Source organism: Streptomyces sp. NPDC007856, from assembly GCF_042868225.1.
GTDB lineage: Bacteria > Actinomycetota > Actinomycetes > Streptomycetales > Streptomycetaceae > Streptomyces.
Map to the genome: position 1 here is coordinate 1 of NZ_JBIAEC010000026.1, position 23,639 is coordinate 23,639.

General features: G+C 70.7%; 23 protein-coding genes and 2 pseudogenes. 16 read left to right on the forward strand and 9 right to left on the reverse strand.

What is annotated here, in order from left to right:
* Window positions 1-203: 203 nt before the first annotated feature.
* Complete coding sequence (locus ACFYOH_RS39015; protein ID WP_388635771.1) at window positions 204-710, reverse strand: winged helix-turn-helix transcriptional regulator; 507 nt, start codon at window positions 708-710, stop codon at window positions 204-206.
* Window positions 711-818: 108 nt separating this feature from the next.
* Here ACFYOH_RS39015 and ACFYOH_RS39020 point away from each other — a divergent pair, with 108 nt between their 5' ends.
* The 5 genes and pseudogenes from ACFYOH_RS39020 to ACFYOH_RS39040 all read left to right on the forward strand — a co-directional run bounded on the left by ACFYOH_RS39020 (window position 819) and on the right by ACFYOH_RS39040 (window position 3,419).
* The gene (locus ACFYOH_RS39020) at window positions 819-1,604 is read left to right on the forward strand and encodes an SDR family oxidoreductase (protein WP_388635773.1); all 786 of its coding nucleotides are present in this window, start codon (window positions 819-821) and stop codon (window positions 1,602-1,604) included.
* 25 nt (window positions 1,605-1,629) lie between these two features.
* Window positions 1,630-1,989, forward strand: a complete 360-nt coding sequence (locus ACFYOH_RS39025; RefSeq protein WP_388635775.1) for a nuclear transport factor 2 family protein — start codon at window positions 1,630-1,632, stop codon at window positions 1,987-1,989.
* Window positions 1,990-2,105: 116 nt separating this feature from the next.
* Window positions 2,106-2,273: pseudogene (locus ACFYOH_RS39030) on the forward strand (Fe-Mn family superoxide dismutase); the annotation flags it as partial.
* Between the two features lie 236 nt (window positions 2,274-2,509).
* The gene (locus ACFYOH_RS39035; RefSeq protein WP_388635936.1) at window positions 2,510-2,851 is read left to right on the forward strand and encodes a hypothetical protein; all 342 of its coding nucleotides are present in this window, start codon (window positions 2,510-2,512) and stop codon (window positions 2,849-2,851) included.
* A 4-nt stretch (window positions 2,852-2,855) separates the two neighbouring features.
* Entirely contained in the window at window positions 2,856-3,419 is a 564-nt protein-coding gene (locus ACFYOH_RS39040; RefSeq protein WP_388635777.1) for an RNA-guided endonuclease InsQ/TnpB family protein, read from the forward strand.
* On the opposite strand, the gene ACFYOH_RS39045 is transcribed toward ACFYOH_RS39040, so the two are convergent.
* A complete protein-coding gene (locus ACFYOH_RS39045) occupies window positions 3,387-3,941 on the reverse strand; it encodes a transposase (RefSeq protein ID WP_388635779.1) in 555 nt (184 codons plus the stop codon). The genes ACFYOH_RS39040 and ACFYOH_RS39045 overlap by 33 nt on opposite strands.
* A gap of 345 nt (window positions 3,942-4,286) precedes the next feature.
* The gene (locus ACFYOH_RS39050) at window positions 4,287-4,799 is read right to left on the reverse strand and encodes a transposase (protein WP_388635781.1); all 513 of its coding nucleotides are present in this window, start codon (window positions 4,797-4,799) and stop codon (window positions 4,287-4,289) included.
* Window positions 4,800-5,843: 1,044 nt separating this feature from the next.
* Here ACFYOH_RS39050 and ACFYOH_RS39055 point away from each other — a divergent pair.
* Window positions 5,844-6,281: a DUF2267 domain-containing protein gene (locus tag ACFYOH_RS39055; protein WP_388635783.1), complete on the forward strand. Its 438-nt coding sequence runs from the start codon at window positions 5,844-5,846 to the stop codon at window positions 6,279-6,281.
* Between the two features lie 457 nt (window positions 6,282-6,738).
* Here the strand turns inward: ACFYOH_RS39055 and ACFYOH_RS39060 are convergent, their stop codons facing one another.
* Window positions 6,739-7,191, reverse strand: coding sequence for a YbhB/YbcL family Raf kinase inhibitor-like protein (locus ACFYOH_RS39060; RefSeq protein WP_388635785.1), 453 nt, complete (start codon window positions 7,189-7,191; stop codon window positions 6,739-6,741).
* A gap of 113 nt (window positions 7,192-7,304) precedes the next feature.
* Here ACFYOH_RS39060 and ACFYOH_RS39065 point away from each other — a divergent pair, with 113 nt between their 5' ends.
* A complete protein-coding gene (locus tag ACFYOH_RS39065) occupies window positions 7,305-7,601 on the forward strand; it encodes a hypothetical protein (RefSeq protein WP_388635787.1) in 297 nt (98 codons plus the stop codon).
* 74 nt (window positions 7,602-7,675) lie between these two features.
* Here the strand turns inward: ACFYOH_RS39065 and ACFYOH_RS39070 are convergent.
* Window positions 7,676-7,859 (reverse strand): annotated as a pseudogene (locus tag ACFYOH_RS39070) (sigma factor-like helix-turn-helix DNA-binding protein); the annotation flags it as partial.
* A 117-nt stretch (window positions 7,860-7,976) separates the two neighbouring features.
* Between ACFYOH_RS39070 and ACFYOH_RS39075 the strand changes: the two are divergent.
* Window positions 7,977-9,308 (forward strand): erythromycin esterase family protein, encoded by a 1,332-nt coding sequence (locus ACFYOH_RS39075; protein WP_388635789.1) that lies wholly within the window; start codon window positions 7,977-7,979, stop codon window positions 9,306-9,308.
* 44 nt (window positions 9,309-9,352) lie between these two features.
* On the opposite strand, the gene ACFYOH_RS39080 is transcribed toward ACFYOH_RS39075, so the two are convergent.
* Window positions 9,353-9,511 (reverse strand): hypothetical protein, encoded by a 159-nt coding sequence (locus ACFYOH_RS39080; protein ID WP_388635791.1) that lies wholly within the window; start codon window positions 9,509-9,511, stop codon window positions 9,353-9,355.
* Window positions 9,512-9,671: 160 nt separating this feature from the next.
* Between ACFYOH_RS39080 and ACFYOH_RS39085 the strand changes: the two genes are divergently transcribed.
* Window positions 9,672-9,917 (forward strand): Smr/MutS family protein, encoded by a 246-nt coding sequence (locus tag ACFYOH_RS39085; protein ID WP_388635793.1) that lies wholly within the window; start codon window positions 9,672-9,674, stop codon window positions 9,915-9,917.
* Window positions 9,918-9,929: 12 nt separating this feature from the next.
* On the opposite strand, the gene ACFYOH_RS39090 is transcribed toward ACFYOH_RS39085, so the two are convergent.
* From ACFYOH_RS39090 to ACFYOH_RS39100, 3 genes are read right to left on the reverse strand one after another with little or no spacing between them, the layout of a single operon-like run.
* Window positions 9,930-10,952 carry a TolB family protein gene (locus ACFYOH_RS39090; RefSeq protein WP_388635794.1) on the reverse strand — a complete coding sequence of 341 codons (1,023 nt, stop codon included), beginning with the start codon at window positions 10,950-10,952 and terminating at the stop codon, window positions 9,930-9,932.
* 23 nt (window positions 10,953-10,975) lie between these two features.
* Complete coding sequence (locus ACFYOH_RS39095; protein WP_388635796.1) at window positions 10,976-12,235, reverse strand: MFS transporter; 1,260 nt, start codon at window positions 12,233-12,235, stop codon at window positions 10,976-10,978.
* A gap of 24 nt (window positions 12,236-12,259) precedes the next feature.
* Complete coding sequence (locus ACFYOH_RS39100; protein WP_388635798.1) at window positions 12,260-13,108, reverse strand: glycosyltransferase; 849 nt, start codon at window positions 13,106-13,108, stop codon at window positions 12,260-12,262.
* A gap of 345 nt (window positions 13,109-13,453) precedes the next feature.
* On the opposite strand from ACFYOH_RS39100, the gene ACFYOH_RS39105 reads away from it, so the two are divergent.
* From ACFYOH_RS39105 to ACFYOH_RS39135, 7 genes are all read left to right on the forward strand, one after another.
* Entirely contained in the window at window positions 13,454-14,893 is a 1,440-nt protein-coding gene (locus tag ACFYOH_RS39105) for an exopolysaccharide biosynthesis polyprenyl glycosylphosphotransferase (RefSeq protein ID WP_388635800.1), read from the forward strand.
* Window positions 14,894-14,946: 53 nt separating this feature from the next.
* Window positions 14,947-16,002 carry a Gfo/Idh/MocA family protein gene (locus tag ACFYOH_RS39110; protein WP_388635802.1) on the forward strand — a complete coding sequence of 352 codons (1,056 nt, stop codon included), beginning with the start codon at window positions 14,947-14,949 and terminating at the stop codon, window positions 16,000-16,002.
* Between the two features lie 31 nt (window positions 16,003-16,033).
* A complete protein-coding gene (locus ACFYOH_RS39115) occupies window positions 16,034-17,008 on the forward strand; it encodes an SDR family NAD(P)-dependent oxidoreductase (protein ID WP_388635804.1) in 975 nt (324 codons plus the stop codon).
* Window positions 17,005-18,144 carry a DegT/DnrJ/EryC1/StrS family aminotransferase gene (locus tag ACFYOH_RS39120; protein ID WP_388635806.1) on the forward strand — a complete coding sequence of 380 codons (1,140 nt, stop codon included), beginning with the start codon at window positions 17,005-17,007 and terminating at the stop codon, window positions 18,142-18,144. Before ACFYOH_RS39115 ends, ACFYOH_RS39120 begins: the two co-directional genes overlap by 4 nt.
* The gene (locus ACFYOH_RS39125) at window positions 18,141-18,830 is read left to right on the forward strand and encodes an acetyltransferase (protein WP_388635808.1); all 690 of its coding nucleotides are present in this window, start codon (window positions 18,141-18,143) and stop codon (window positions 18,828-18,830) included. Before ACFYOH_RS39120 ends, ACFYOH_RS39125 begins: the two co-directional genes overlap by 4 nt.
* Window positions 18,827-19,945: a DegT/DnrJ/EryC1/StrS family aminotransferase gene (locus tag ACFYOH_RS39130; RefSeq protein ID WP_388635810.1), complete on the forward strand. Its 1,119-nt coding sequence runs from the start codon at window positions 18,827-18,829 to the stop codon at window positions 19,943-19,945. The genes ACFYOH_RS39125 and ACFYOH_RS39130 overlap by 4 nt, the downstream gene beginning before the upstream one ends.
* Window positions 19,946-20,016: 71 nt before the next feature.
* Window positions 20,017-23,619: a DUF4082 domain-containing protein gene (locus ACFYOH_RS39135; RefSeq protein WP_388635812.1), complete on the forward strand. Its 3,603-nt coding sequence runs from the start codon at window positions 20,017-20,019 to the stop codon at window positions 23,617-23,619.
* Window positions 23,620-23,639: the final 20 nt, after the last annotated feature.

The window sequence follows — 23,639 nt, forward strand, 5'->3', positions numbered from 1 at the left end:
CACTCCAAGCCTTCGACATCACCTTCGACGGCCGGCTCACCGCCGGACGCCGCTGAACAAATCCGACTGAGTTCCACCGTTCGCTACACAGACCCTGATTGGCATGCGTGGTGCTGGCGGCCGTCCGGTGTTGCCTGGTCGACCAGGTACGAGGGTGCGTCCCGGCGCTGCTCACGGCTGTTCGGTGCTGGTTCGGGGCACCCTTACGCCTCCGCGGAGGTGGTAGGTCGTGTCGCGTATCGGTGGCGCATGGCGTCGCTGGCTGCAGGACCTGCGGTGAAGACGTAGGTGTCGCTGTCGTCGAGCCGGCGGCCGGTCTTGGCGTCGACGACGACGGGCTCGACTTCCTCGCCGCTGCGCGCGTCGACGAGGATCATGCTGCGTTCGGCCGGTGTGAGGCGGGAGTTGCCCCACGCGGCCAGGGCGACGACCACCGGTCGGAGGGAGCGCCCGAGTTCGGTGAGGACGTACTCGTGGCGTACGGGGTTGGTCTGGTAGGGCCGGCGCTCCAGCAGTCCGTCGGCGACGAGGGTCTTCAGCCGGGTGGTGAGCATGCTGGAGGAGATGCCCAGGCTCTCCTGGAACTGGTCGAAGCGCGTGTAGCCGTCGAAAGCGTCGTGGAGGATCAGCAGCGTCCACCACTCGCCTACGTGTTCCACCGTCGTGGACAGTGGGCACTCCCGGTCCTCCAGCCTGATCCGGCTTGCCATGGTGGCCATCCCCTCAGTTACTGCTAAAGTCGAAGTTAGTAGCTTCCATTTTAGCAGTAACGACGGGAGTGGTGCCTTCTGCGCCCGCACCCGGGAACGGAGCACACCGTGACCACACCTATCAGCGAATCCCTCGAAGGCCGACGCGCTCTGGTCACCGGCGGCACCAAGGGCACCGGAGCCGCCATCGCCCGACGTCTCGCCCAGGCCGGCGCGACCGTGCTGGTCACGGCCCGCAGCCGCCCCGACGACGTCGAGGAGAAGGCGTTCATCACCGCCGACCTGTCCACCGCCCAGGGCGCAGCCCACGTGGCCGCCGAGGTGGACGCCCGCGTGGGAGGCGTCGACATCCTGGTCAACACCCTCGGCGGGTCCGAGGCGCCGGCCGGAGGGTTCGCCGCGCTCGGCGAGGACGACTGGGCCAGGGAGCTGAACACGAACCTGCTGGCCGCCGTCCGCCTGGACCGCGCGCTCCTGCCGCACATGATCGCCACGGGTAAGGGCGTGATCGTGCATGTCACCTCGATCCAGCGCCGCATGCCGCTGTGGAACGGAACCTTGGCCTACGCCGCCGCCAAGGCCGCCCTGACCACCTACAGCAAGGGCCTGGCCAACGAGGTCGCCCCGCACGGCGTCCGCGTCAACACCGTCTCGCCCGGTTTCGTGCAGACCTCGGCCGCCGACAACCTCGTCGCCCGGATCGCCGACGACGCAGACATCACGCGGGAAGCGGCGCTGGGCCGGCTCATGGACTCGCTGGGCGGCATCCCGCTGGGCCGTCCCAACCGGCCCGAGGAAGTGGCCGAGCTCGTCGCCTTCCTCGTCTCGGACCGCGCCTCGGCCATCGTCGGCGCCGAACACGTCATCGACGGCGGCACCACCCCCACCGTCTGAACCCGCCACCAACCCAAGGAGCGTCATGGACGACAACCAGCCCCGCACCATCAGCCCGGACGACCTGCCCGAGGTGATCACCCGCTACCTGACGGCGCACCGCGCCCACGACACCGCCACCGCACTCACGGCGTTCACCCGCGAAGCCACAGTGATCGACGACGGCAACACCTACGAGGGCACTCAGGCGATCGGGAAGTGGCTCGACCGATCGGCCACCGAATTCACCTACACCATCCACCTCACCGGCGCCCAGCAGACCGACGCAACCGGCTACATCGCCACCCACCACCTCGAAGGCAACTTCCCTGGCGGGACCATCGATCTGCGTTACCAGTTCACACTCCGCGACGGCCTCATCGAACGCCTCGTCATCGAACCCTGAGTCCCCATCCACGCCACCCGTTGCAGCTTCATGCGAGAAGCCCGTTCGTTCCGGACCGCCGTTCCAGGCCGTCGTGCCCAGCCCCCAACCACCTGGCCAGCCCTCTATTTCGGGATCAGTACGTGCACAACCACCACAGCAACGTCGGTCAGGGCAGCACCCCGCTGCTCGTCTTCGACGCCTGGGAGCACGCCTACTACCTGCAGTACAAGAACGTCCGCCCCGACTACGTCACCAAGCTGTGGGACCTGGTCAACTGGGAGGACGTCGCCGCCCGCTACTCGACACCCTCAGCCGTCTCGCACACGCGCCGCGTTCACCCACCACCCCTGGCGCGCCACACCGGCACAGACGAGCCGAACGCTCAGCCGCCTGGCCCAGGATGCGTACCACCCCAGCTTCACCCTGGCCCTGGCCGACACCCAGGGCCGCCCGGCCGGATTCGCCTACGGACGACCCGCCTGCCACCTCGCCGCACTCGCCGACCGCCCGCCCGCAAACGGCCCGGGGCCGGGTCAAGTTGCCGAAGCTGGGCTGGGTCCGCTTCCGCTGGTCCCGCCCTCTGGGTGGTGAGATCCGTTCCGCGACCGTGTCCCGCAAGGGCGGCCGGTGGTTTGTGTCGCTCCTCGTCAACGACCAGGCCGCCACTCCCGGGCAGCACGCCATGCCCCATACCGCCGTGGGCATCGATCGGGGGGTCAGGACCGCCGTCGTGACCTCGGACGGCGACTTTTACGACCGGCCGTTCGTCACGGTCGGCGAGATCGTCCGCTACCGGCGTCTTGAGCAGCGCCTCGCCCGGTCGAAGCGTGGCAGTGCGAACCGGCACAAGACGATCACGGCCATGGGCCGGATCATGTAGCCGGGTGTCCAACCGGCGTGGGGACTTCTGCGCGCAGACGGCCGCCCGGATCGTCGCGAAGAACGCGCTGGTGGTCCTCGAAGATCTGCGGATCAAGAACATGTCCGCCAGCGCGTCCGGCACCGTGGCCGAGCCCGGCCGGAACGTCCGCCAGAAGGCCGGGCTCAACCGGGCCATCCTGGACAAGGGGTGGCACCGCCTCGAACTCGCCCTGACCAGCGCCGCCCGGTCCACGGGCACGCGCGTGGTGAAGGTCAACCCCGCGTACACGTCGCAGCGATGCTCCGCCTGCGGCTTCGTCACCGAACAAAACCGCGAGAGCCAAGCGGTCTTTCGGTGCAAAGCCCCAGGCTGCGGACACGGCGACCATGTCGACGTGAACGCGGCGAAGAATATCAAGGCCGCAGGACATGCGGTTTCAGCCTGTGGAGACCTCGGCACCAGCCGGTCCGTGAAGCAGGAACCCGTAAGCCGGGCGACCGGCCGAACCCCTCATAGGGGAATCCCCGGGCTTCAGGACCCCGTTGCTGATCTCTCATTTCGAGGGGTGGGTGAGGAGGCGGGATAAGTGGGTGGTGCGGGTGCGCTCGGGGCGGTGGCCTTGCTGCCAGGCGTCGATGTGGATGAGGTTGATGGCAGTGGCGGCGAGACAGTGGCCCAGGTGGGTGGCGGCGGCGGTGCGGTAGCGGCTTCGACGCGCGTGGGTGCGGTGCACGATCTGGCAGACCGTTGCCTCGATTCCGGCCCGTGGTCGGTAGCGTTTCCGCCAGGCGTCGGTGACTTGTTCGTGTCGGCGCTGTTGGAGCGCGGCTCGCTGAGCGGGCTCGCGCAGGGTGAGTGCTCGTCCCCACTTGCCGTTGCCTGCTGTCGTGCACTTCGAGCGCAGGGGGCAGGCGCGCCAGGTCGCCGCGTCGAAACGGATCTGGACCAGCGGGACGTGGGTGCGGCGGCTGCTGCGGGTGGTCGCCCAGGAGATGCTGGTCTGCTCGGCCGGGCAGACCGCCTGACGCCGTTCGTCATCGATGTGGAAGTGGTCGTGGCCGAAGCGCTCGTGGCCATCGCCTCCGGCGATGGGGCGGGCGGGGCCCACGAGGTCGATGCCGTGTTCCTGGCGGGCGGTGACCAGGGTGCCGGCCGTGACGTAGCCGCTGTCGACGAGCTGCTCGGCGGGCAGCAGCTGCCGCGTGGCGAGACGGGTGTGGATGCCGGGCAGGGCCTGGCTGTCGCCTTCGGCTGCGCAGGCTGTGGCGACGTCCGTGATCAGCCGGGGCGCGTCATCGTCGCAGCTCTCGGTCAGGTGCAGCCAGTAACCCGTCCAGCCGGTGGTCTTCTTGGTGCCATAACGCGCGTCGGTGTCATAGGGGCTGACCAGCCGCTGATGTCCTGGTGGCAGGTCCTCGCCCTCGCGAACGCAGACACCGGACCTGTCGCGGTGCTACTGCTGCACCCAGGTCCGACGCAGGGTCTCAAGGGCGGGGACGCGGCGCAGCCAGTCGGGGGCATCGGGCCGCCAGGCGGCCGTGAGCAGGTGGAAGCCGTCCTCGCCGACCTGACGCAGCCAGCTGTCGCGGTCCTGGGCGTCGGGCAGTTGGTGCCAGGAGTCCACGCGTTCCCCGTAGCGGCCCAGCCAGTCGGTCTCCCGCTCCGCCAAGGCCTGCTCCAACCAGTCCGGTGCGGCAGCGGCGAGCGCCTCCAACGCCGCACGCAGGCTCTCCGCGACGAACTCCATCCGGTTCAGCAGGCGCACGTCGGCGACCACCCGGGTGGAGTCGGTGCGCTGACGCCCGCCCCGGCGCAGCAGGCCCTGGTCGACGGCCGCCTCCAGAACCCGCTCTTCCAGGCCGTGCGCGGTCAGCCGGGCCCGGAAGCGGGCCAGCAGCGAGTGATCGAAGCCGCCATCGTCCAGTTCCAGGCCCAGCAGGTATTTCCAGTCGATCCGAGCCCGCACGGCCTCGGCAGCTTGCCGGTCGGACAGTCCCTCGGCGTACGGCGTACTGCATCACCGACACCATCGCCAGCGCGCCCGGCGAGGCGGCCGGGCGCCCATCAGACGGGAAGGCAGCTGCGAACAGCATGTCATCGAAGATCTGTCCCAGACTGTCGCGCAGCCGTATCGCCAGCGACCCCTTCGGAAAGGCCCGGCGCGCCACCCGCCGTGTCAGCTCCGGGATGTCTCCACCCGACCACGATTCCAACGACACTGGAACATCACCGCCAACGAACTCGATCCTCCGCCCACCATCCAGCTTCCACACCGGGTACGAGGGGAGATTTGAGAGATCAGCAACGGGGTCCTGAAGCCCGGGGAAGAAGTCAAGCATGAAGCCACGGGCGACCGGGTCGACGGTCGGTCCCACGAGGACCAGCCCGGCGACGCGGCCCGGATGCCGGACGGCGGCGTCGACGGCCACCTGACAGCTGAAGGACCCGCCGAGCAGCACCACTTGTTCGAGGCCGACGGCGGTCAGCCACTCCACGACCGCGTCGGCCAGCGCCCGCAACCCCAGCGGGTACGGGGGGCCCGGCGCTGGCGCTGGCGCCGAAACCGGGAAGATCGACGGTCCACGCGTCGTGGCGAAGACCGAGGACCTCGAGCAACGGCCCGAACTCGCGGCTGGAGACCCCGGCACCGTGGACGCACACCACCGGCGGTGGCCGTCCGGCGATCCGCCAGGCCACCATCGGTCGGCCACTCACCTGCGTCGTGATCCGTTGCATGATCCATCCCTACCCCGTACTGCGGAACGACGAGCACGGCAGCGGCGCCGAGGTCGGACGGCGTGGGCCTCGGCGCCGCCGTGCGCGGGACGTGGGGCCCTTGTCCCCGGCCTACCAGGAAGGTGAGGACTCCGGTCATGCTCCGTTCGCCGCGGTACGGCGTTCTCTCGTCCCGTGTATGCGTCGGTCTCACGGGCACCCGTGGCAACGCGGCCCTCTGGGGCGCCGCTCGGCCCCCTCGGGCATGACCCCCTCCTCACCAGTGGGAGGCAGCATGATCACCCATCGGCATCTGGTGGAAGAGGTGGCGTCGCGGGCCCGGCTCGGCGACACCGAGGCTGCCGACGCAGCCGTGCACCTGGTCCTCGCAGCGCTGAGCCGCCGTCTGGACGCACCGCACCGTGAACATCTGCGCCAGGCCGTACCGGCCCATGAACGCGGGGCGCTGGTATACGGCGCCGACGAGGCGGACGAGTCCGCCATGCGGCTCGACGAACTGCTGGCCGATGTCGCCCGGCCGGTGGGTGCCACTCCAGAGCAGGCGCTGTTCCTGGCGCAGACGGTGGTCTCCCGGCTCTCGGCGGAGGACACGGACCTGGCCGCGGACCTGCGAGGCGCCCTGCCGGACGAGTTCGGCACGCTGTTCGCGGAGCCCACCCCGATGCCCGAGCGGCCCAGCCGTGCCACGGACGCACCCGGCCCCGCTCAGTGACGAGGAGATCGCCGCGAAGCCCGGCAGCTTCAGCAGGCGGGTGCGGGTCCGCCGGCTGAGCGTGGCCAGACCGGGCAGCAGGCAGTCGGCCACGCCCATGCCCTGCACCAGGACGACCTCGGGCATCTGCGGCCGCGGTCGCCCGACGGCACGGCTGCGCATACGACCTAACCCCCCGTCGTTGGGAGGAGATGTCGACGTCTTCGGGGAAGGGCGGGCCGGCCGGGTCCGGGGGAGTCACGGCACTTCACGCCACGGGCAGCGATCCGATCGAGGAACTCCTCCCGGCCCTGCCGGGGAAGCGGGGGCGCCGCCGGGGGACGGTGTCCGCGGGTGCCGCGTGTTCATGCCGTGCCTGGGCCCTGACCGAATCGCCGGACCTGGGCCCGGGGGTGCGGCGGGAGGCGCCGGGCACGGCCCAGCGCCGACGGGGGTGACGGGCATGCTGCCGCCGACGTCAGCGCTGGTAGAGCCCGACGATCGTGCCGCTGGCCAGCTGCTCCCGGTCGAGGACGGCGTGTACGTCGTCGGCGCTGGCCCGGTCGGGCAGCGAGACCGGGGCGGGGAGGGCGTAGACCCGGAAGAAGTAGCGGTGGGCGTCGTCGCCGACCGGGGGCTGCGGGCCACCCCAGCCCCGCTCCCCGAAGCCGTTGCGATGCGCCTGGCTGCCTTCTGGTGTCTCGCCGGCGTCCAGGCCCCCGACATGGGGGTCGATGCCGGTGACGAGCCAGTGCACGAAGGTTCCGGACGGCGCGTCCGGGTCTTCGCACAGCAGGGCCAGCTCTGCCGCGTCGTCCGGTACTCCGGACCAGGCGAGCGGCGGCGAGACGTTGTCCGCGTCATGGGCATGGTGACGCGGGATCATGGTGTGATCACTGAAGGCTGCACTTCTGAGTTCGATACCGGCCATGCGACCGGAGTACCCGGCGCGGGCAGGGACATACGGCCGAACCGCACGGGATGACCGGGGAGGCGTGGGGTACCCGCCAGACTGACACACCCCCGTGCGAGGAGATGACTGGTATGCGGTTCATCGGACTGCTCCTTCTCGCGGGCGCGGGCGCCTTCACGGCCCTCGCGATCGCGGGCAACCTGTCCGGCGGGCCCGAGTACACGGTGTCCGTCCTGGATCACGATGTCGCCACCATGAGCGGCCTCGCCCTGTTCAGCTCCGGACTCGCGCTGGCGCTCATCTTCTGCATCGGCCTGGCGATCATGGTGGGCGGTGCCACACACACCGGCCGGCACCGGGGATCCGGGCCGCGCCGGATGCGGCACACGACGTTCGGCGGGACGGCGGGGCCCGACACCCGGGCGTGAACACCGCCCCCGCAGCCGGCAGCTCGAACCGGACCTGAACAGCGCCCGGCGTGAGCAGCCGGAGCGGTGTGCCGTCAGCTCGCCCAGTCCAGCAGCCGCTCGCCCGTCTGGGGTGCCCGCAGCCGCGCGAGCGACTGCTTCTCCAGCCGGCGCACGCGTTCCCGGGCGGCCCCACTTGGTCGGCCACCTGCTGCAGTGTGCGCGGATGCCCGGCGTGCAGCCGTAGCGCAGGCTGAGGATCATGGCTTCGCGGGGTGCTGGCACGCTCGCTCCGCGCGCGGCCGTTCCCTGGTGCGGGGGCGACGCGCTGGGCACGCCGTTTCGGGTGCGGCGCCGCGGGAACCCGGTGCGGCATCCGCGGAAAGAGGAGCATCCGTGCCCGACACCGACCTGGACCGCATCCACAGCCAGGCCCTGCCGCTGACCGACCCGGCGTCGCTGGACCCGCTGATGGAGCGCATCGGCGACGCCCGCTATGTACTGCTCGGCGAGGCCTCCCACGGCACCGCGGAGTACTACCAGCTGCGCGACGCGATGACGCGCCGGCTGATCGAGGAGAAGGGCTTCTCCTTCGTCGCGGTGGAGGGTGACTGGCCGGACTGCCAGGCCGTGCACTGCTCCGTCGTCGCGGCGCCGGACGCGCCCGAGGACCCCGGCGAGGTACTGGAAGGCTTCAGGCGCTGGCCGACATGGATGTGGGGAAACACCGATGTGGCCGCCTTCACCCGGTGGCTGCGCCGGCACAATGAGGGCCTGCCGCCCGAGCGGCGCGTGGGCTTCTTCGGGCTGGACGTGTACAGCCTGTGGGAATCGCTGCACGCGGTGCTGGGCCATCTGCGCGAGCACGATCCCGGCCAGGTGGAACACGCCCTGGAGACGTTCCCCTGCTTCGAGCCCTATGCGGAGGATCCGCAGGCGTACGCGCTGGCCACCCGTTACGTGCCGGAGAGCTGCGAACTTCAGGTGGTGTCTCTGCTCACCGAGCTTCGGCGGCGGGCCGCGCAGGCGGCGGCCGTGGACGGCTCGCTCGCGGAGTTCGCAGCCAGACAGAACGCGGAGGTGCTGGCCGGGGCCGAGGCCTATTACCGGGTCATGCTCGACAGCGGGCCCGACTCGTGGAACATCCGGGACCGCCACATGGCCGACACCCTGGACCGGCTGATGGAGCATTACGGCCCCGACGCCAAGGCGGTGGTGTGGGAGCACAACACCCACATCGGCGATGCGCGTGCCACGGACATGGTCGACGTCGGCGAGGTCAACGTCGGCCAACTGGTGCGCGAGCGGCACATGGGCCGGGGTGTGGTGCTGGTCGGGTTCGGCTCGCACTCCGGCACCGTGATCGCCGCGGACGCGTGGGGCGACGTTCCCAGGATCATGAGCGTGCCGCCGGCGCGCACCGGCAGTGTGGAGGATCTGCTGCACCGGGCGCTGTCCGGCGAGCGGGCGCTGTTCGTCTTCCCGCATGTGCAGCTCCAGCGTCCGCCCTCCTCCGGCCGGGGCGAGTGGTTCCACGAGGAGCACGGTCACCGCGCGATCGGCGTCGTGTACCGGCCGCAGTACGACCCCGTCGGCAACTACGTCCCCACGGTCCTGGCCCAGCGCTACGATGCGTTCTGCTACCTCGACCGCACCCACGCGCTCACCCCGCTGCACCCCTTGGCCGAAGAGAGCCGGGAGGAGCAGACCTGGCCTGCGGGCGTGTGACGCCCGCGGTGGACGGCGGCGGCCGGGTGTCGGTGAAGCCGCGATCAGCCTTTGCGGACCCGGCACAGCGCCGCACGCGCGGTGGAGCCGGTGGGTGCGACGGCGAAGACAGCGCCTGCCCGAGCGCTGTCCAGAAACATGACCTGCGCGAGGCCGCGCAGCACGCGGATCGCGAACCTCGGACCCCGGCCGAGCGACTTCATCGTCCTATGGCGCCGCATACTCAACCCCACCCTACTTTTCCTCTTGGTGGCATTGTATTTCCGCATGGCGGCATATCGTATGGCCTGAGCAGGCAGTGCGGGGAAGAGTCGATGATGGACCGTGCTCGGACAGCCGTGCCGCATCACCGGGAGGTTCCCCATGCTGTCGCTCGATCTCCATCCGATCTTCCGCAACAACCGCGACATCGAACTGGCGCTGCGTCAGTTCCTCTTCAGGGCGAACCATTCGGGCGAGCCCGTTGCGGAGATCATTCCGGGCAAGGGTTCCGGGCGACTCAGGGCTCGCGTGCTCGCGTTCCTGGACCAGAAGCACATCAGGAGGCTGTACGTCCGGCGCGAGGTCGACACGGGCAACAACGGACGCATTCTCGTCTACTTCCAGTGATCGCGCCGGGCACTACAGCGGCGCGGGGGAAGAGGCCCCCGGGATCAGCAGGTGCGGGGTTCCCGAGCCGTCCGCGGGCACGCTCCACAGGTCACTGCTGCCGACCTCGCCGTTCGTGGGGAGCGCGTAGGCGACGGTGTGGTCGTCGAGCCAGGTCGCCTGGTCGTCGACGCTGTGGCGCTCGGCCAGCGCCGTCTCGTGCAGGGTGCGCAGGTCGAGGACATACTCATGCCAGAGGTCGGTCCGGGACAACACCCGCTTCTTGAAGGCGACGCGGGTCCCGTCGGGGGAGAGCGACGGGCACTCCACGTTCTCGACCAGGGTGGTGACCGTACGCCGGGAGATCGAACCCCGGATCAGATAGGTCTTGCCGGCGGTGTTGAGGGTGGCGTAGAAGGTGTCGTCGTCGGAGGCGAAGGTGACGCCCCAGAAGTTGATGTCCGAGGCGTGGTAGGGCTCGCCGTCCTTGATGACGGAGAACGTCTCCAGGCTGGGAGTCAGCCGCATGGTCCGGGTGTCCAGGATCGAGGTCCGGGTGGAGAAGAACGCGGACGAATAGGACTCGCCGGAGACGAAGACGGTCCAGGCGACGAAACGGCCGCTGGGCGAGACCCGGGCCCGGCTGGGGGTGCCCGCGAGCGGGAAGGCGCGCTTGGCGCGCAGGTCGGCGTCCAGGAGCAGCGCGCGGTTGCTCTGCCTGAGGACACCGGGATTGGACTGGAGGCAGATGCCCGTGCCGGCGGCCGCGTAGAAGCGCGCGCACTTCAGTCCCGAGGCGGTCCGCCCGCCCTTCGGGTCCGTGGACGGTACCGAGGCGACCGCGGTGCGGTGCGGACCAGGGGCCGCGTTGAGGAAGGCGAGGCGGCCCTGCTGGCCGAGGGTCAGCTTGCCCGCGCGGACGGCGGGATCGCCCGACTGCGGCTGGTTCGCCCGGTCCGCGCGGGCGGCGGCGTGCAGGACCACGCCGGTGCCCAGGCCCGCGAGCAGCATGACCGCCGCGACGAGTATCAGCAGACGGCGGCGCGGCGATGTCATCCGGATCCTTGTGGCTGTGGTGGTCATCGGGTCCTGCCGGTCGGTCGCAGCACCACGCTCGCGACGGCCGCGCAGCACAGCAGCCCGACCGCCGAGCCGGCCAGCGCCGGGCCGTCGCCCCACGCCGTCCAGGCGGCGCCGAAGGCCAGGGAGCAGCAGAACCGGGCCAGCGCCTGGCCGGTGCCGACGATGGCCAGACCGCTGGCGCGCAGATGCTCGGGCACGAGGCCGGCGAGGGCGGCGGGGAGCACGCCGTCGGTGGCCGCGTAGAACGTGCCGTGCAGGGCGAGGACGCCAGGGGCGAGGAGGAGTGTGTCCGGGGCCCACAGCAGCAGGGCGTAGGCGATGAGCAGACCCACGTGCCCGGCGAGGAACACGGTGCGCCGTCCGGCCCGGTCGGCCAGCGCCCCGACGGGCATGGCCAGCAGCAGGAACACGGCGGCCGTGCCCAGCGGCAGCAGCGTGAACCACTGCTCGCCGACACCCGCGCGCCGCTGGAGGAGCAGATACACGAAGGCGTCGCTGACGGTGGTCAGGCCGAGCAGCGCGGCACAGCCGGCGAGCGCCCGCAGCCGCGGCAGGCGCAGCAGCGCCAGTGCCTCGCGTACGTGGACGGGCGGCTTGCCCTGGACCGCGCGCTGCTCGCTCCGACGCCCGCCCGGCACGAACAGCACCAGCACGACCACGCCGAGGGCGGCGACGCACGCGCTCACCCCGAACACGGCGTCGTAACCGTCGGCCGCCGCGCGCAGGATGAGGAAGGCGGTCAGCGGTCCGAGCATCGCCCCGGTGGTGTCCATCGCCCGGTGCACGCCGAAGGCCCGGCCCTGGTTCTGGGCCGGAGTGGCCAGGGAGATCATCGCGTCGCGCGGGGCGGTGCGCAGGCCCTTGCCGGTCCGTTCCAGAGCCAGGACCGTGCCGAGCGTGCCGAGGCTGCCGGCGATCAGCAGCAGCGGCTTGCACAGTGCGGACAGTCCGTAGCCGAGCCCGGCCAGCAGCTTGTGGCCCCGCACCCGGTCGGCGAGGTGGCCGCCGGTGAGCTGGACCAGCGCGCTGACGCCGTTGTAGACGCCGTCGAGGGTGCCGAAGCCCAGCGGGCTGAAGCCGAGTGTGGTGACGAGGTAGAGCGGCAGGACGGCGGTGACCATCTCCGAGGAGATGTCGGTGATCAGACTGACCGCGCCCAGCACGAGCACGACCGGGGCGACCCTGGCCCCCGGACCGCGTCTTCGGCCCCGTTCGGTGTCCGCCCCGGCGGGCGCGGAGCGATCGGTGAGATACAAGACAAGGCTCCAGATGCGATGTGATCAGTTCTGCCGGCTGCTCTCGTCCCGTAGCCAGGTGCCGAAGTCCTGTGCCCTGATGGCTTTTCGGGCACCCCGCCGGGCGACGACCGCCGCCGCGACGAAGATCACGACACCCGGGAATAGGCGCGGCTCCCCGCGCAGCAGGGCTTTCAGATCCGCCTTGCTCGTGCGTGCCGAGGCTCGTTCAGGTCCCTGATGCTGTTCGACCTGTGCGGTGGACACCGCGGCCCGGATCCGCCGTTTGATCAAGTCCGGCCAGGTGCGCGGCGGTTGGATCACGACGCCGGCCGCGCGGACCACGAGCCGCTCCTCGGGGGCGAACGCCAGCGACGCGGCCAGGTCGTCCGCCATCAGCGGCGGCAGCGCGGCGATCCGGGCCTGCCCGGCCTTGGACACCGCGATGACTCCCCGGCCGAACAGCCCCTCGCGTACGGCTGGGAGGCGCTGCCACACCTGGTAGTAGGCGCGCACCCGCCAGGCGCACGCGGCCGGCGTGATCCGCCGTTCCGGGGCAGTGGCGAGGATGCCCGATGTGTCGTCGGTCAGGGGTTCGGTCAGCGCCCGTACGTCGGCGCCCGTGATCACGACGTCGGCGTCCACGTAGAGCCGGGGGAAGCCGCGCGCGTGATCGTCCCCCGTCCGCAGGGCGGCGTGCTTGGAAGGGACGGGGATCTCCACCACCCGGACGCGCGGACCGCGAGCGGCCGCGATCCCCGCGGTGTCATCCGTACAGCCATTGCACACGACCACGATGTCGGTCTCGTCCGCGGAGGAGTCGGCCAGCAGCGAATCGAGGAGCCGGCCGATGACGCGTGCCTCGTTGTGGGCCGGGATCACGATGCTCGTCACCCGGGCAGTATGGCCTCGAAGTCGCCATTGCGCTGCGTGTTTCGTCCAACTGTTCCCGTGACTGCGTCACGTGGTCTAGATTGAGGTCCGCCGGACCGGTTTGGGAGGGTGACTTGTCCTTGACGGCATGTCAATGTACGGCGTCATGAACCGGGTACGACACAGTCAGTAACCAACATGCTGGGGGCATGAGGCGGTTGGGGAACCGCTGAAGGCTCACTCGTTTTCCAGTGCCGCTGTGCTGAGGAGACACATGCGGTGCTGATTCAGCCCTGGCTGCGCACTTGCGATCACGTGTGCAGTTGCGTGTGGTCAGGGGGAGCCGCGCATGTGGTGGGGGGGCGCATGACCATTGAGGTCACGCATGAGCAACTGGTCGTGGAGCACAGACGTCCAGAGGCTCGCCGAAGACGCTGGGAACGGAAGTACCGGACAGTCCTGCTGGTCGCGGACGGCCTCGCAGCCGTTGCCGCGGGCTTAGTGATCCACGGGGCGTACGGCCGCTGGGCGGTGGCCCTGGCGCTGCCCCCGACATGGATCATCGCGATGCTGGCCCATCGCTCCTACGATCGCAGTGCCTTCGGCCTGGGGAGCGAGGAATACCGTCGGGTGCTGCGCGGAGCCGTCGCGCTGCCGGCGCTGGCCGCCCTCGCGTACTGGTTGTTCACGCGCGATTCAGCCCTCCTTCATGACATGACCATGGCCGCGGCACCGGCCGCCGCGATCGCCCTGCCGATCCGGTACACGCTGCGCCGCCGGCTGCACAGGCGGTGGACGCGGGGCCGGGACCGCAGCACGACGCTGCTTGTCGGCCCGGCACGCGGCATCGTGGAGATGCTCACCGTGCTGCGGCGCGGCGGCGTACAGGAACTGCGGGCCGCCGGAGTGTGCCTGAGCGATCCGCAGAACGCCGCGGAGATACGCAAGCTGGGGCTCCCCTTCCTCGGCGGCGTCGGTGACATGGACGACGTCGTCCGGGCCCTGGGCATCACCACCGTGGTGGCACTGCCGCTACCCGGGACCGACGCCTCCGTCCTGCGCCGGATGGCCTGGACGGCGGCCGCCCAGGGCGTCGACTTCCTGCTGGCTCCCGTGCTGGCCGACGTCTCCGCCTCCCGGCTGGCGGTACGGCCCACCAACGGGGTGCCGCTGCTGCGGATCCAGCCGCCGAACCTCTCCCGGACCTCCCGGCTGCCCAAGGAACTGCTGGACCGGTCGCTCGCCGCGGCGCTCCTGCTGTTCCTCGCGCTGCCCATGCTGCTGGTCGCCCTGATCGTCCGGCTGGACAGCGCCGGGCCCGCCCTGTTCCGACAGCAACGGGTGGGCCGGTACGGCGACCACTTCACCATGCTGAAGTTCCGCACCATGCGGCCGGACTCGGAGGCCCTGCGGGCGGAACTGGAGCACCTCAACCAGAACAGCGACGGCCTGCTGTTCAAGGTGAAGGAGGATCCGCGGATCACCCGCGTCGGCTCGTTCCTGCGCCGCAGTTCGCTCGATGAACTGCCACAGCTGCTCAACGTCGTCAGGGGCCACATGTCGCTCGTCGGCCCCCGCCCACCGCTGCCCGAAGAGGTGGAGGCGTACACGCCGGACATCAAGCGCCGGCTGCTCGTCAAGCCTGGCCTCACCGGACTCTGGCAGGTCAGCGGCCGCTCCGACCTGCCCTGGGAGGAGGCGGTCCGGCTCGATCTCGGATACGTCGACAACTGGTCGATGAGCCTGGACCTGTCGATCCTGCTGCGCACCGGGTCCGCCGTGGTGCGGGGAACGGGGGCCTACTGATGCACCGCCTGCGGACGGACCGCCTACCGATGGACCAAGGGGAGAGGAAACAAGTGACGCAGACCACGCAGCCGTTGGGGGTCGCGGTCGTCGGGGCCGGCTACTGGGGCCCCAACCTCGTCCGCAACTTCCAGGCCAGCGAGCGGTTCCGGCTGCGCTGGCTGTGCGACCTCGACGTGGACCGGGCCCGACGGGTCCTCGGCGGCTACTCGACGGTCGAGGCCACCGCGGACTACGCGGCCGTCCTCGCCGACCCCTCCGTGGACGCCGTCGCCGTGGCCACGCCCGCCGGCACCCACCTCGACATCGCCCTGGCCGCCCTGCGCGCCGGCAAGCACGTACTCGTGGAGAAGCCGCTCGCGGCGACCTACGCCGACGGGATGCGCCTGGTGACCGAGGCGGAAGAGCGCGGGCTCACCCTGATGTGCGACCACACCTACTGCTACACGCCGGCCGTGGGCCGCATCCGGGAGCTGGTCCGGTCCGGCGAACTCGGCGAGATCCACTTCGTCGACTCGGTCCGGATCAACCTCGGGCTCGTCCAGAAGGACATCGACGTCCTGTGGGACCTCGCCCCCCACGACCTGTCGATCCTGGACTTCATCCTCCCCGACAACGTGGAGCCGGTCGCCGTCGCGGCCCACGGGGCCGACCCGATCGGTGCCGGACAGGCCTGCGTGGCCTATCTGACGCTCACGCTCAGCACCGGAGCCATCGCCCACGTGCACGTCAACTGGCTGTCCCCGACCAAGGTGCGGACCACCATGGTGGGCGGCGCCAAACGCACCCTGGTCTGGGACGACCTCAACCCCCTGCAGCGGGTGGCCATCTACGACCGGGGCGTGGACCTGGCCTCCCCCCAGGAGATCGGCGACGACGAGCGCCGGGACATGCTCGTCTCGTACCGCTCCGGAGACATGGTCGCGCCCGCCATCGGGGAGAAGGAGGCGCTGCGCGGCATGGTCGACGAGTTCGCCGACGCGATCAGGAACGGGCGGCCTCCGCTGACCGACGGCCGGGCGGGCCTGCGCGTGCTGGACATTCTCGAGGCCGCGTCCCGGAGCCTCGAATTCAAGGGCGCGGTCGTCGGCCTGCGCGCCGGGCGTTGAGCAGATCGAACACACTGAGAGGGCACGGCAGTTGAGCAGCGTACGAGGCAAGAAGATCCTGGTCACCGGGGGAGCGGGCACCATCGGCTCCAACCTCGTCGACCTCCTGGCCGAGGGCGGCGCCCGCGAGATCGTGGTGTTGGACAACTTCGTGCGCGGGCGGCGGGCCAACCTCGCCCAGGCCCTGCCCAGCGGCGTCGTGGAGATCGTCGAGGGCGACGTCCGTGATGCCGCCACGGTACGGAAGGTCACCGAAGGCGCCGACCTGGTGTTCCACCTCGCCGCGATCCGCATCACCCAGTGCGCGGAGGAACCCCGGCTCGCCAACGAGGTCCTGGTCGACGGCACCTTCAACGTCCTGGAGGCGGCGGCCGAGACCGGGGTCGCCAAGGTGGTCGCCTCCTCGTCGGCGTCCGTCTACGGCATGGCCGAGACCTTCCCGACGACCGAGCGCCACCACCCGTACAACAACGACACCTTCTACGGCGCGGCGAAGGCCTTCAACGAGGGCATGCTGCGCAGCTTCCACGCCATGTACGGCCTGGACTACGTGGCGCTGCGCTACTTCAACGTCTACGGCCCCCGGATGGACATCCACGGCCTCTACACCGAGGTGCTCATCCGCTGGATGGAGCGCATCGAGGCGGGCGAGCCGCCGCTGATCCTCGGCGACGGCACGCAGACCATGGACTTCGTCGACGTCCGCGACATCGCCCGGGCCAATGTGCTGGCCGCCGAGTCGGATCTCACCGACGAGGTGTTCAACATCGCCAGCGGCACGGAGACTTCGCTGAAGGAGCTCGCCGAGGGCCTGCTGGAGGCGATGGGGGCGACCGGGCTGGAGCCGGTGCACGGGCCCGCCCGCAGCGTCAACTCGGTGGTACGGCGGCTCGCGGACACGTCACAGGCCGCCGAGCGGCTCAGGTTCACGGCGCGGATCGACCTGAGCACCGGGCTGCGGGACCTGGTCGAGTGGTGGCGCGCGGAGCGGGAGGCGGCCAAGTGAGCACCGACCGCATCCCGGTGATGATCCCCTGGCTCGGCGAGGAGGAGGCCCGGGCCGCCTCCGAGGCGGTGCTGTCCGGGTGGGTCGCCCAGGGCCCCCGGGTCGCCGCCTTCGAGCAGGCCTTCGCCGAGCGGGTGGGCGCCGAGCACGGCGTCGCCGTCAGCTCCTGCACCACCGCCCTGCACCTGTCGCTGGTCGCGCTCGGCCTCGGCCCCGGCGACGAGGTCGTGGTGCCCTCGCTGTCGTTCATCGCCACCGCCAACGCCGTACGGTACGTCGGCGCCGAGCCGGTGTTCGCCGATGTCGACCTCGCCACCGGCAACCTGACCGTGGCCACCGTGGACGCGGTCCGCACCGCCCGCACCAGGGCCGTCCTCGCCGTCCACCAGGGCGGCGCACCCGCCGATGTGCACGCCTTGCGCGCCGCCTGCGCCGACTGGGACCTGCCCCTGGTCGAGGACGCGGCCTGCGCCATCGGCTCGTCCGTCGGGGGCAAGCCCGTCGGGCACGGTGCGCTGATCGCCGCTTGGTCCTTCCACCCCCGCAAGCTCGTCACCACCGGCGAGGGCGGCATGATCACCACCGACGACGCCGAGTGGGCGGCCCGCCTGCGCCGGCTGCGCGAGCACGGGATGAGCGCCTCGGCGGCCGAGCGCCATGCGAGCAACAAGCCGGTCCTGGAGAGCTACCTGGAGGTCGGCTACAACTACCGGATGACGGACGTCCAGGCCGCGATCGGCCTGGTCCAGCTCGGCAGACTCGACGCGATGATCGCCCGCCGCCGCGAACTGGCGGCCCGCTACGACACGCTGCTGCACGACGTCCCCGGCCTCACCCCCGTACGCGACCCCGCCCACGGGCAGAGCAACTTCCAGTCCTACTGGGTGCTGCTGGACGAGGACTTCCCCGTCGGCCGGGACGACCTGCTCGCCGCGCTCGCCGCGGCCGGCATCTCCGCCCGGCGCGGGATCATGGCCGCCCACCTCGAACCCGCCTACGCGGACCACCCCCGCGCGCCCCTCCCGGTCACCGAGCGGATCACCCACGACTCGCTGATCCTGCCGCTGTTCCACACGATGACCGAGGCCCAGCAGGACCGCGTCGTGGCAGCGCTGCACGAACAGGCGCGAAGATGAGCGGGCTGCTGATCGTCGGCGCGGGCGGCTTCGCCCGGGAGACCGCGCAGGCTGTACGGGACACGGGCGAGTTCGAGCTGCTCGGGCACCTGGACGACAACCCCGCCCTGCACGGCACCGAGGTGGACGGCGTGTCCGTCCTCGGCGGCTGCGACCTGGTCCACGTCCTGCCCGAGGCCCGGGTGGTGATCTGCGTGGGCAACCCCAGGGACTACGCGGCCCGCGCCCGGCTGGTCCGCAGGCTCGGCCTGCCCGCGGACCGCTACGCCACCGTGATCCACCCGACGGCGGTGGTGTCGGCGACCTCCGGGATCGGCCCCGGCTCGGTGCTGCTCGCGCACTGCGTCCTGACCGCAGCCGTGCGGGTGGGCGCACATGTCGCGGTGATGCCGCAGGTCGTCCTCACCCACGACGACGTGGTCGAGGACTTCGCCACGCTCGCGTCCGGTGTCCGCATGGGCGGGGGCGCACGGCTGGAGCGGGGTGCCTATGTGGGCTCCGGGGCACTGGTCAGGGAGGGTACGACGGTCGGCGCCTGGTCGCTGATCGGGATGGGGAGCAGCGTGCTCGGCGACGTTCCGCCGGGCGAGGTCTGGGTGGGGAGCCCGGCCCGGCGGCTGCGCGCGGCGGAAGCGCCCGCGCTCGACGAACTTGCGACGCGAACAGTGGGGGGACCGCTGACATGAACCGGATTCCGCTCGTGGACCTCAAGGCGGCCCACGAGGAAGTCGCCGACGAGGTACGGGCCGGGTTCGAACGGATCCTGGCCGGCACCGCGTTCATCGGAGGCGACGAGGTCCGACAGTTCGAATGTGAATACGCGGACTTCGGCGATGTGGCGCACTGCGTGGGCGTCGCCAACGGCACCGACGCCGTCGAACTCGCCCTCCGCGCCGGCGGGGTGGGGCCCGGCGACGAGGTAGTGATACCCGCCAACACCTTCATCGCCACCGCGGGCGCCGTGGCCAGAACCGGCGCCCGACCGGTCCTCGCGGACTGCCTGCCCGACACCTACCTGCTCGACCCCCAGACCGCACTGGACGCGATCGGCCCGGCCACCCGCGCGGTCGTACCCGTGCACCTCTACGGGCAGATGGCCGACGTGACGGCGCTGTCCGGCCGACTGCCGGACCGGATACGGGTGGTCGAGGACGCCGCCCAGTGCCAGGGCGCCACCCGCGACGGCCGCGCGCCCGGCTGCGGCGGGATCGCGGCCACCAGCTTCTACCCGGGCAAGAACCTCGGCGCGTACGGCGACGCGGGCGCGGTGCTGACCGACGACGAGGAACTCGCAGGACAGGTACGCGCGATCGCCAACCACGGCGGCGTCGCCAAGTACCGCCACGACGTGCCAGGGTTCAACAGCCGTCTGGACGGACTCCAGGCCGTCGTCCTGCGCGCCAAGCTGGCCCGGCTGGCGGACGGCAACGCGGCCCGGCGCGCGGCCGCGGCCCGCTACCACGCGCTGCTCGCCGACCTGGCGGCCGCCGGCCGGGTCGTACTGCCGACGACGGCGGCCGGCAACGTCCACGTATGGCACCTGTACGTCGTCCAGGTCACCGGCGCGGACCGCGACGCCGTCGTCGGCAAGCTCAACGCGGAGGGTATCGGCGCGGGGGTGCACTACCCCGCCCCGGTCCACCTCACGCCGGCGTACCGCCATCTCGGCCACTCCCGCGGCGACTTCCCGAACGCCGAAAGCGCGGCGGACCGGATCCTGTCACTGCCGCTCTACCCGCAGATCACCCCCGACCAGCAGCAGCGCGTCGTGGACACGCTCGCCGACGCGCTCGGATGCTGATCGACCCCCGGTTTTCCCGCTCCACCCCGGCCGCACGGGCCGGTCCTGCACAGCACCGCTGAGAGGTACACATGAACAGATGGAGCAGACGGCTCCGGGGCGGCCGCCTCGCCGTCGTAGCAGCACTGATATGGGCGGTTCTCCCGCAGGCCGCGACCGCCCAGGCGGCAGCCGACCCGTGCGGAGCGGGTTCGAACCCGATCGTCTGCGAGAACTCCAAGCCGGGCAGCCCCAAAACCGACTGGTTCTCGCCCAACGCGTACGGCGACATCCAGGGCTTCTCCACCAAGGAGAGCGTCCAGGCCGGCGACACCGTCCAGTTCAAGGTCCAGTCGAAAGTCCCCTACCACATCGAGATCTACCGGCTGGGCTGGTACGGCGGCGACGGCGCGCGCGAGATGTCCACCGCGGCCCAGGCGGCCGTGACCTATCCGGCCAACTACGCCATCAAACCGGCGAGTTGTACCACCAAGAGCAGCACCGGCCTGGTCGACTGCGGCAACTGGCCGGTGACCGCGAGCTGGACAGTGCCCAGCGACGCCGTGTCCGGCCTGTACATCGCGAACCTGACGCAGACGGACGGCAACGGCCTGATGCCGTACCCGTTCGTCGTCCGCAAGGACTCCAGCACCTCCGGCGTCGTCGTGCAGACCAGCGACCAGACCTGGCAGGCCTACAACCACTACGGCGGCCAGGACCTCTACGGCGGCACCGGGCCCGCGCCCGACGGCCGGGCCTACGAGGTCAGCTACAACCGGCCGCTGGACATCGGCGGCGACAACGGCATCTACGGCTCCGAGTACATGATGCTGTCCTGGCTGGAGCGCAACGGCTACGACGTCAGCTATCTGTCCGGCGTGGACGTGTCGTCGACCAGCGGTGCCACCCTGCTGAAGCAGCACAAGGTGTACATGTCCTCCGGCCACGACGAGTACTGGACACAGAGCCAGTACTCCAACGTCCTGGCGGCCCGGAAGGCCGGCGTCCGGGAGGCCTTCTTCAGCGGCAACGAGGTCTTCTGGAAGACCCGGCTCGCGCCGAGCATCGACGGCACGAACACGGCGGACCGGACCCTGGTCTGCTACAAGATGACCAAGATGGCGCAGAACAACGGCATCGCCGACCCCAGCGGCATCTGGACCGGCACCTGGATGGACCCGACCAGCACCCACTACGGGCAGGACTACCAGCCGCCGAACATCGTCACCGGCTCCATGTTCCAGGTGAACGGCTACCGCAGCGACGCCATCACGGTCCCCGGCTCGTACGGCAGGAACCGGATCTGGCGCAACACCTCCATCGCGAGCCTCACCGCCGGCCAGACCGCCACCTTCCCGACGGGCACCCTCGGCTACGAGTGGGACAGCGACATCGACAACAGCACCAGACCCGCCGGAGCCATCGATGTGTCGTCCACGACGGTGGACGTCAACGACGGCAAGCTCCGCATGGACTGGGGCAATGTCTACGGCAACGGCACGGCGACCCACAAGCTCGTCGAGTTCCGCGACCAGGACTCCGGGGCCCTGGTGTTCGGGTCGGGGACCGTGCAGTGGTCGTGGGGCCTGACCGACGTCCCGACGTACAACCCCGCCGACACGGTGGTCACCGAGGACGCCCGTATGCAGCAGGCGACGGTGAACATCCTCGCCGACATGGGCGTCCAGCCGCTGACCCTGCAGAGCAATCTCGTCGCGGCCGGGGCCTCCACCGACACCACCGGCCCGGCGGTCACCGTGTCGAGCCCCGCCTCCGGTGTCACCGTCCCGGCGCTGAAGCCGGTCACCATCGCCGGCACCGCCACCGACTCCGGCGGGGGCGTGGTGGCCCGCGTGGAGGTGTCCACGGACGGCGGAACGACCTGGCAGGCCGCCAAGGGCCTCGCGTCCTGGAGCTACAGCTGGACCCCGACGACCCCGGGTCCGGCGTCCATCAAGGTCCGTGCCGTCGACGACAGCGTCAATATCGGCGCCGTGACCACGATCCCCGTGACCGTCGGCCCCCAGGCCTGTCCGTGCAGCGTGTTCGCGGCCTCGGCCGTGCCCGGCACCGTCAACGCGGGCGACGGCAGCTCGGTCGAGCTCGGCGTCAAGTTCCGCACCACGGTCGCCGGTTCCATCACCGCCGTCCGCTTCTACAAGTCACCCGCCAACACCGGAACCCACACCGGCAGCCTGTGGAGCGCCTCCGGCACCCGTCTGGCCACCGGCACTTTCACCAATGAGACGGCCTCCGGCTGGCAGCAGCTGAACTTCGCCACCCCGGTGACCGTCAAGGCCAACACCACCTATGTCGCCTCGTACTTCGCCCCCAACGGCGGATACTCCTACGACGGCGGCTACTTCTCCGGCAGCGACGCGGGCCTCGCCCCGCTCACGGCACTGAAGTCCGGCACCGACGGCGGCAACGGCGTCTACCACTACGGCTCCACCAGCGCCTTCCCGTCCTCTCAGTCCTCCGGCAGCAACTACTGGGTCGACGTGGTGCTGGACACTTCGACGGCCAGCACGACCCCGCCCACCGTCACCTCCACCTCCCCGACCTCCGGGGCGACCGACGCGTCGATCACGGCACCGGTGTCGGCCACGTTCAGCTCGGCCGTCGACCCCGACAGCGTGACCTTCACCGTGAAGGACCCGAACGGCAACACCGTGCCGGGGGCCGTCACCTTCCCCGCGTCGAACAAGGCGACCTTCGCTCCGTCGACGGAGCTGGAGCTGCACACCGCGTACACCGCGTCCGTCCAGGCCTCCGACGTGTGGGGCAATGCCATGGCGGACCCGGTGACCTGGTCCTTCACCACCAGCTCCACGCCACCCGCGGTCACCTGCCCCTGCACGCTGTGGGGTTCCTCCGTCACGCCGGCCACGACCGACATGACCGGTGACGCCAACTCCGTCGAGCTCGGCACCCGGTTCACCTCCTCGACGGACGGCTGGGTCACCGGTGTCACCTTCTACAAGGGCACAGGCAACACGGGCACGCACACCGGCAGCCTGTGGTCCGACACCGGGACGCTGCTCGCCACCGGCACCTTCACCAACGAGACGGCCTCCGGCTGGCAGACGCTGACCTTCGCCACCCCGGTCGCCATCACCGCCGGCACCCCGTACGTCGTCTCCTACCACGCCCCGAACGGCAACTACGCGGTGGACGGCGGCTACTTCACGGCAGCCCACCTGTCGTATCCGCTGACCGCCACCGCCGACACCACCGCGCACCACAACGGGCTCTACCGGTACGGCGCCGACGCGGCCTTCCCCAACAGCTCCTACGGATCCGCGAACTACTGGGTCGGCCCGGTCTTCACCGCCGACAACCCCAGCGCCGCCCTGACGACGGCCACCGCCTCGGAGGTGACCGCGTCCTCGGTGGCGCACACCGCCGACGCGGCGAACGCCCTCGTCATGTCGGTGCCGGACAAGGCCGCCGTGTCGTCCGTGCAGGCGAGAGTGACCATCCTGCGCGGTTCCAAGGACGCCAAGAAGCTCCACGTCACGGTCGTCGCCTTCTACGACCGGGGCACCCACAAGGTATCCGTCCACCTGTCCGTCCCGCTGCCGGACGGCACCCGGTTCACCGTCACGGTCACGGCCCGGGACAGACACGGCCACCCGGTGAAGTCCCACAGCTGGACCCTGACCAGCGAGACCGTCCGCAAGAAGAAGAACTGACCGACCCGAACGCACCGGTG

Bases quoted from the DNA above. Each gene is read 5' to 3' on its own strand.
- ACFYOH_RS39085 (WP_388635793.1), top strand. From the start codon at position 9,672: ATGCTGTCGCTCGATCTCCATCCGATCTTCCGCAACAACCGCGACATC.
- ACFYOH_RS39105 (WP_388635800.1), top strand. From the start codon at position 13,454: ATGACCATTGAGGTCACGCATGAGCAACTGGTCGTGGAGCACAGACGT.
- ACFYOH_RS39055 (WP_388635783.1), top strand. From the start codon at position 5,844: ATGATCACCCATCGGCATCTGGTGGAAGAGGTGGCGTCGCGGGCCCGG.
- ACFYOH_RS39135 (WP_388635812.1), top strand. From the start codon at position 20,017: ATGAACAGATGGAGCAGACGGCTCCGGGGCGGCCGCCTCGCCGTCGTA.
- ACFYOH_RS39025 (WP_388635775.1), top strand. From the start codon at position 1,630: ATGGACGACAACCAGCCCCGCACCATCAGCCCGGACGACCTGCCCGAG.
- ACFYOH_RS39080 (WP_388635791.1), bottom strand. From the start codon at position 9,511: ATGAAGTCGCTCGGCCGGGGTCCGAGGTTCGCGATCCGCGTGCTGCGC.
- ACFYOH_RS39125 (WP_388635808.1), top strand. From the start codon at position 18,141: ATGAGCGGGCTGCTGATCGTCGGCGCGGGCGGCTTCGCCCGGGAGACC.
- ACFYOH_RS39130 (WP_388635810.1), top strand. From the start codon at position 18,827: ATGAACCGGATTCCGCTCGTGGACCTCAAGGCGGCCCACGAGGAAGTC.
- ACFYOH_RS39090 (WP_388635794.1), bottom strand. From the start codon at position 10,952: ATGACATCGCCGCGCCGCCGTCTGCTGATACTCGTCGCGGCGGTCATG.
- ACFYOH_RS39060 (WP_388635785.1), bottom strand. From the start codon at position 7,191: ATGGCCGGTATCGAACTCAGAAGTGCAGCCTTCAGTGATCACACCATG.
- ACFYOH_RS39065 (WP_388635787.1), top strand. From the start codon at position 7,305: ATGCGGTTCATCGGACTGCTCCTTCTCGCGGGCGCGGGCGCCTTCACG.
- ACFYOH_RS39015 (WP_388635771.1), bottom strand. From the start codon at position 710: ATGGCAAGCCGGATCAGGCTGGAGGACCGGGAGTGCCCACTGTCCACG.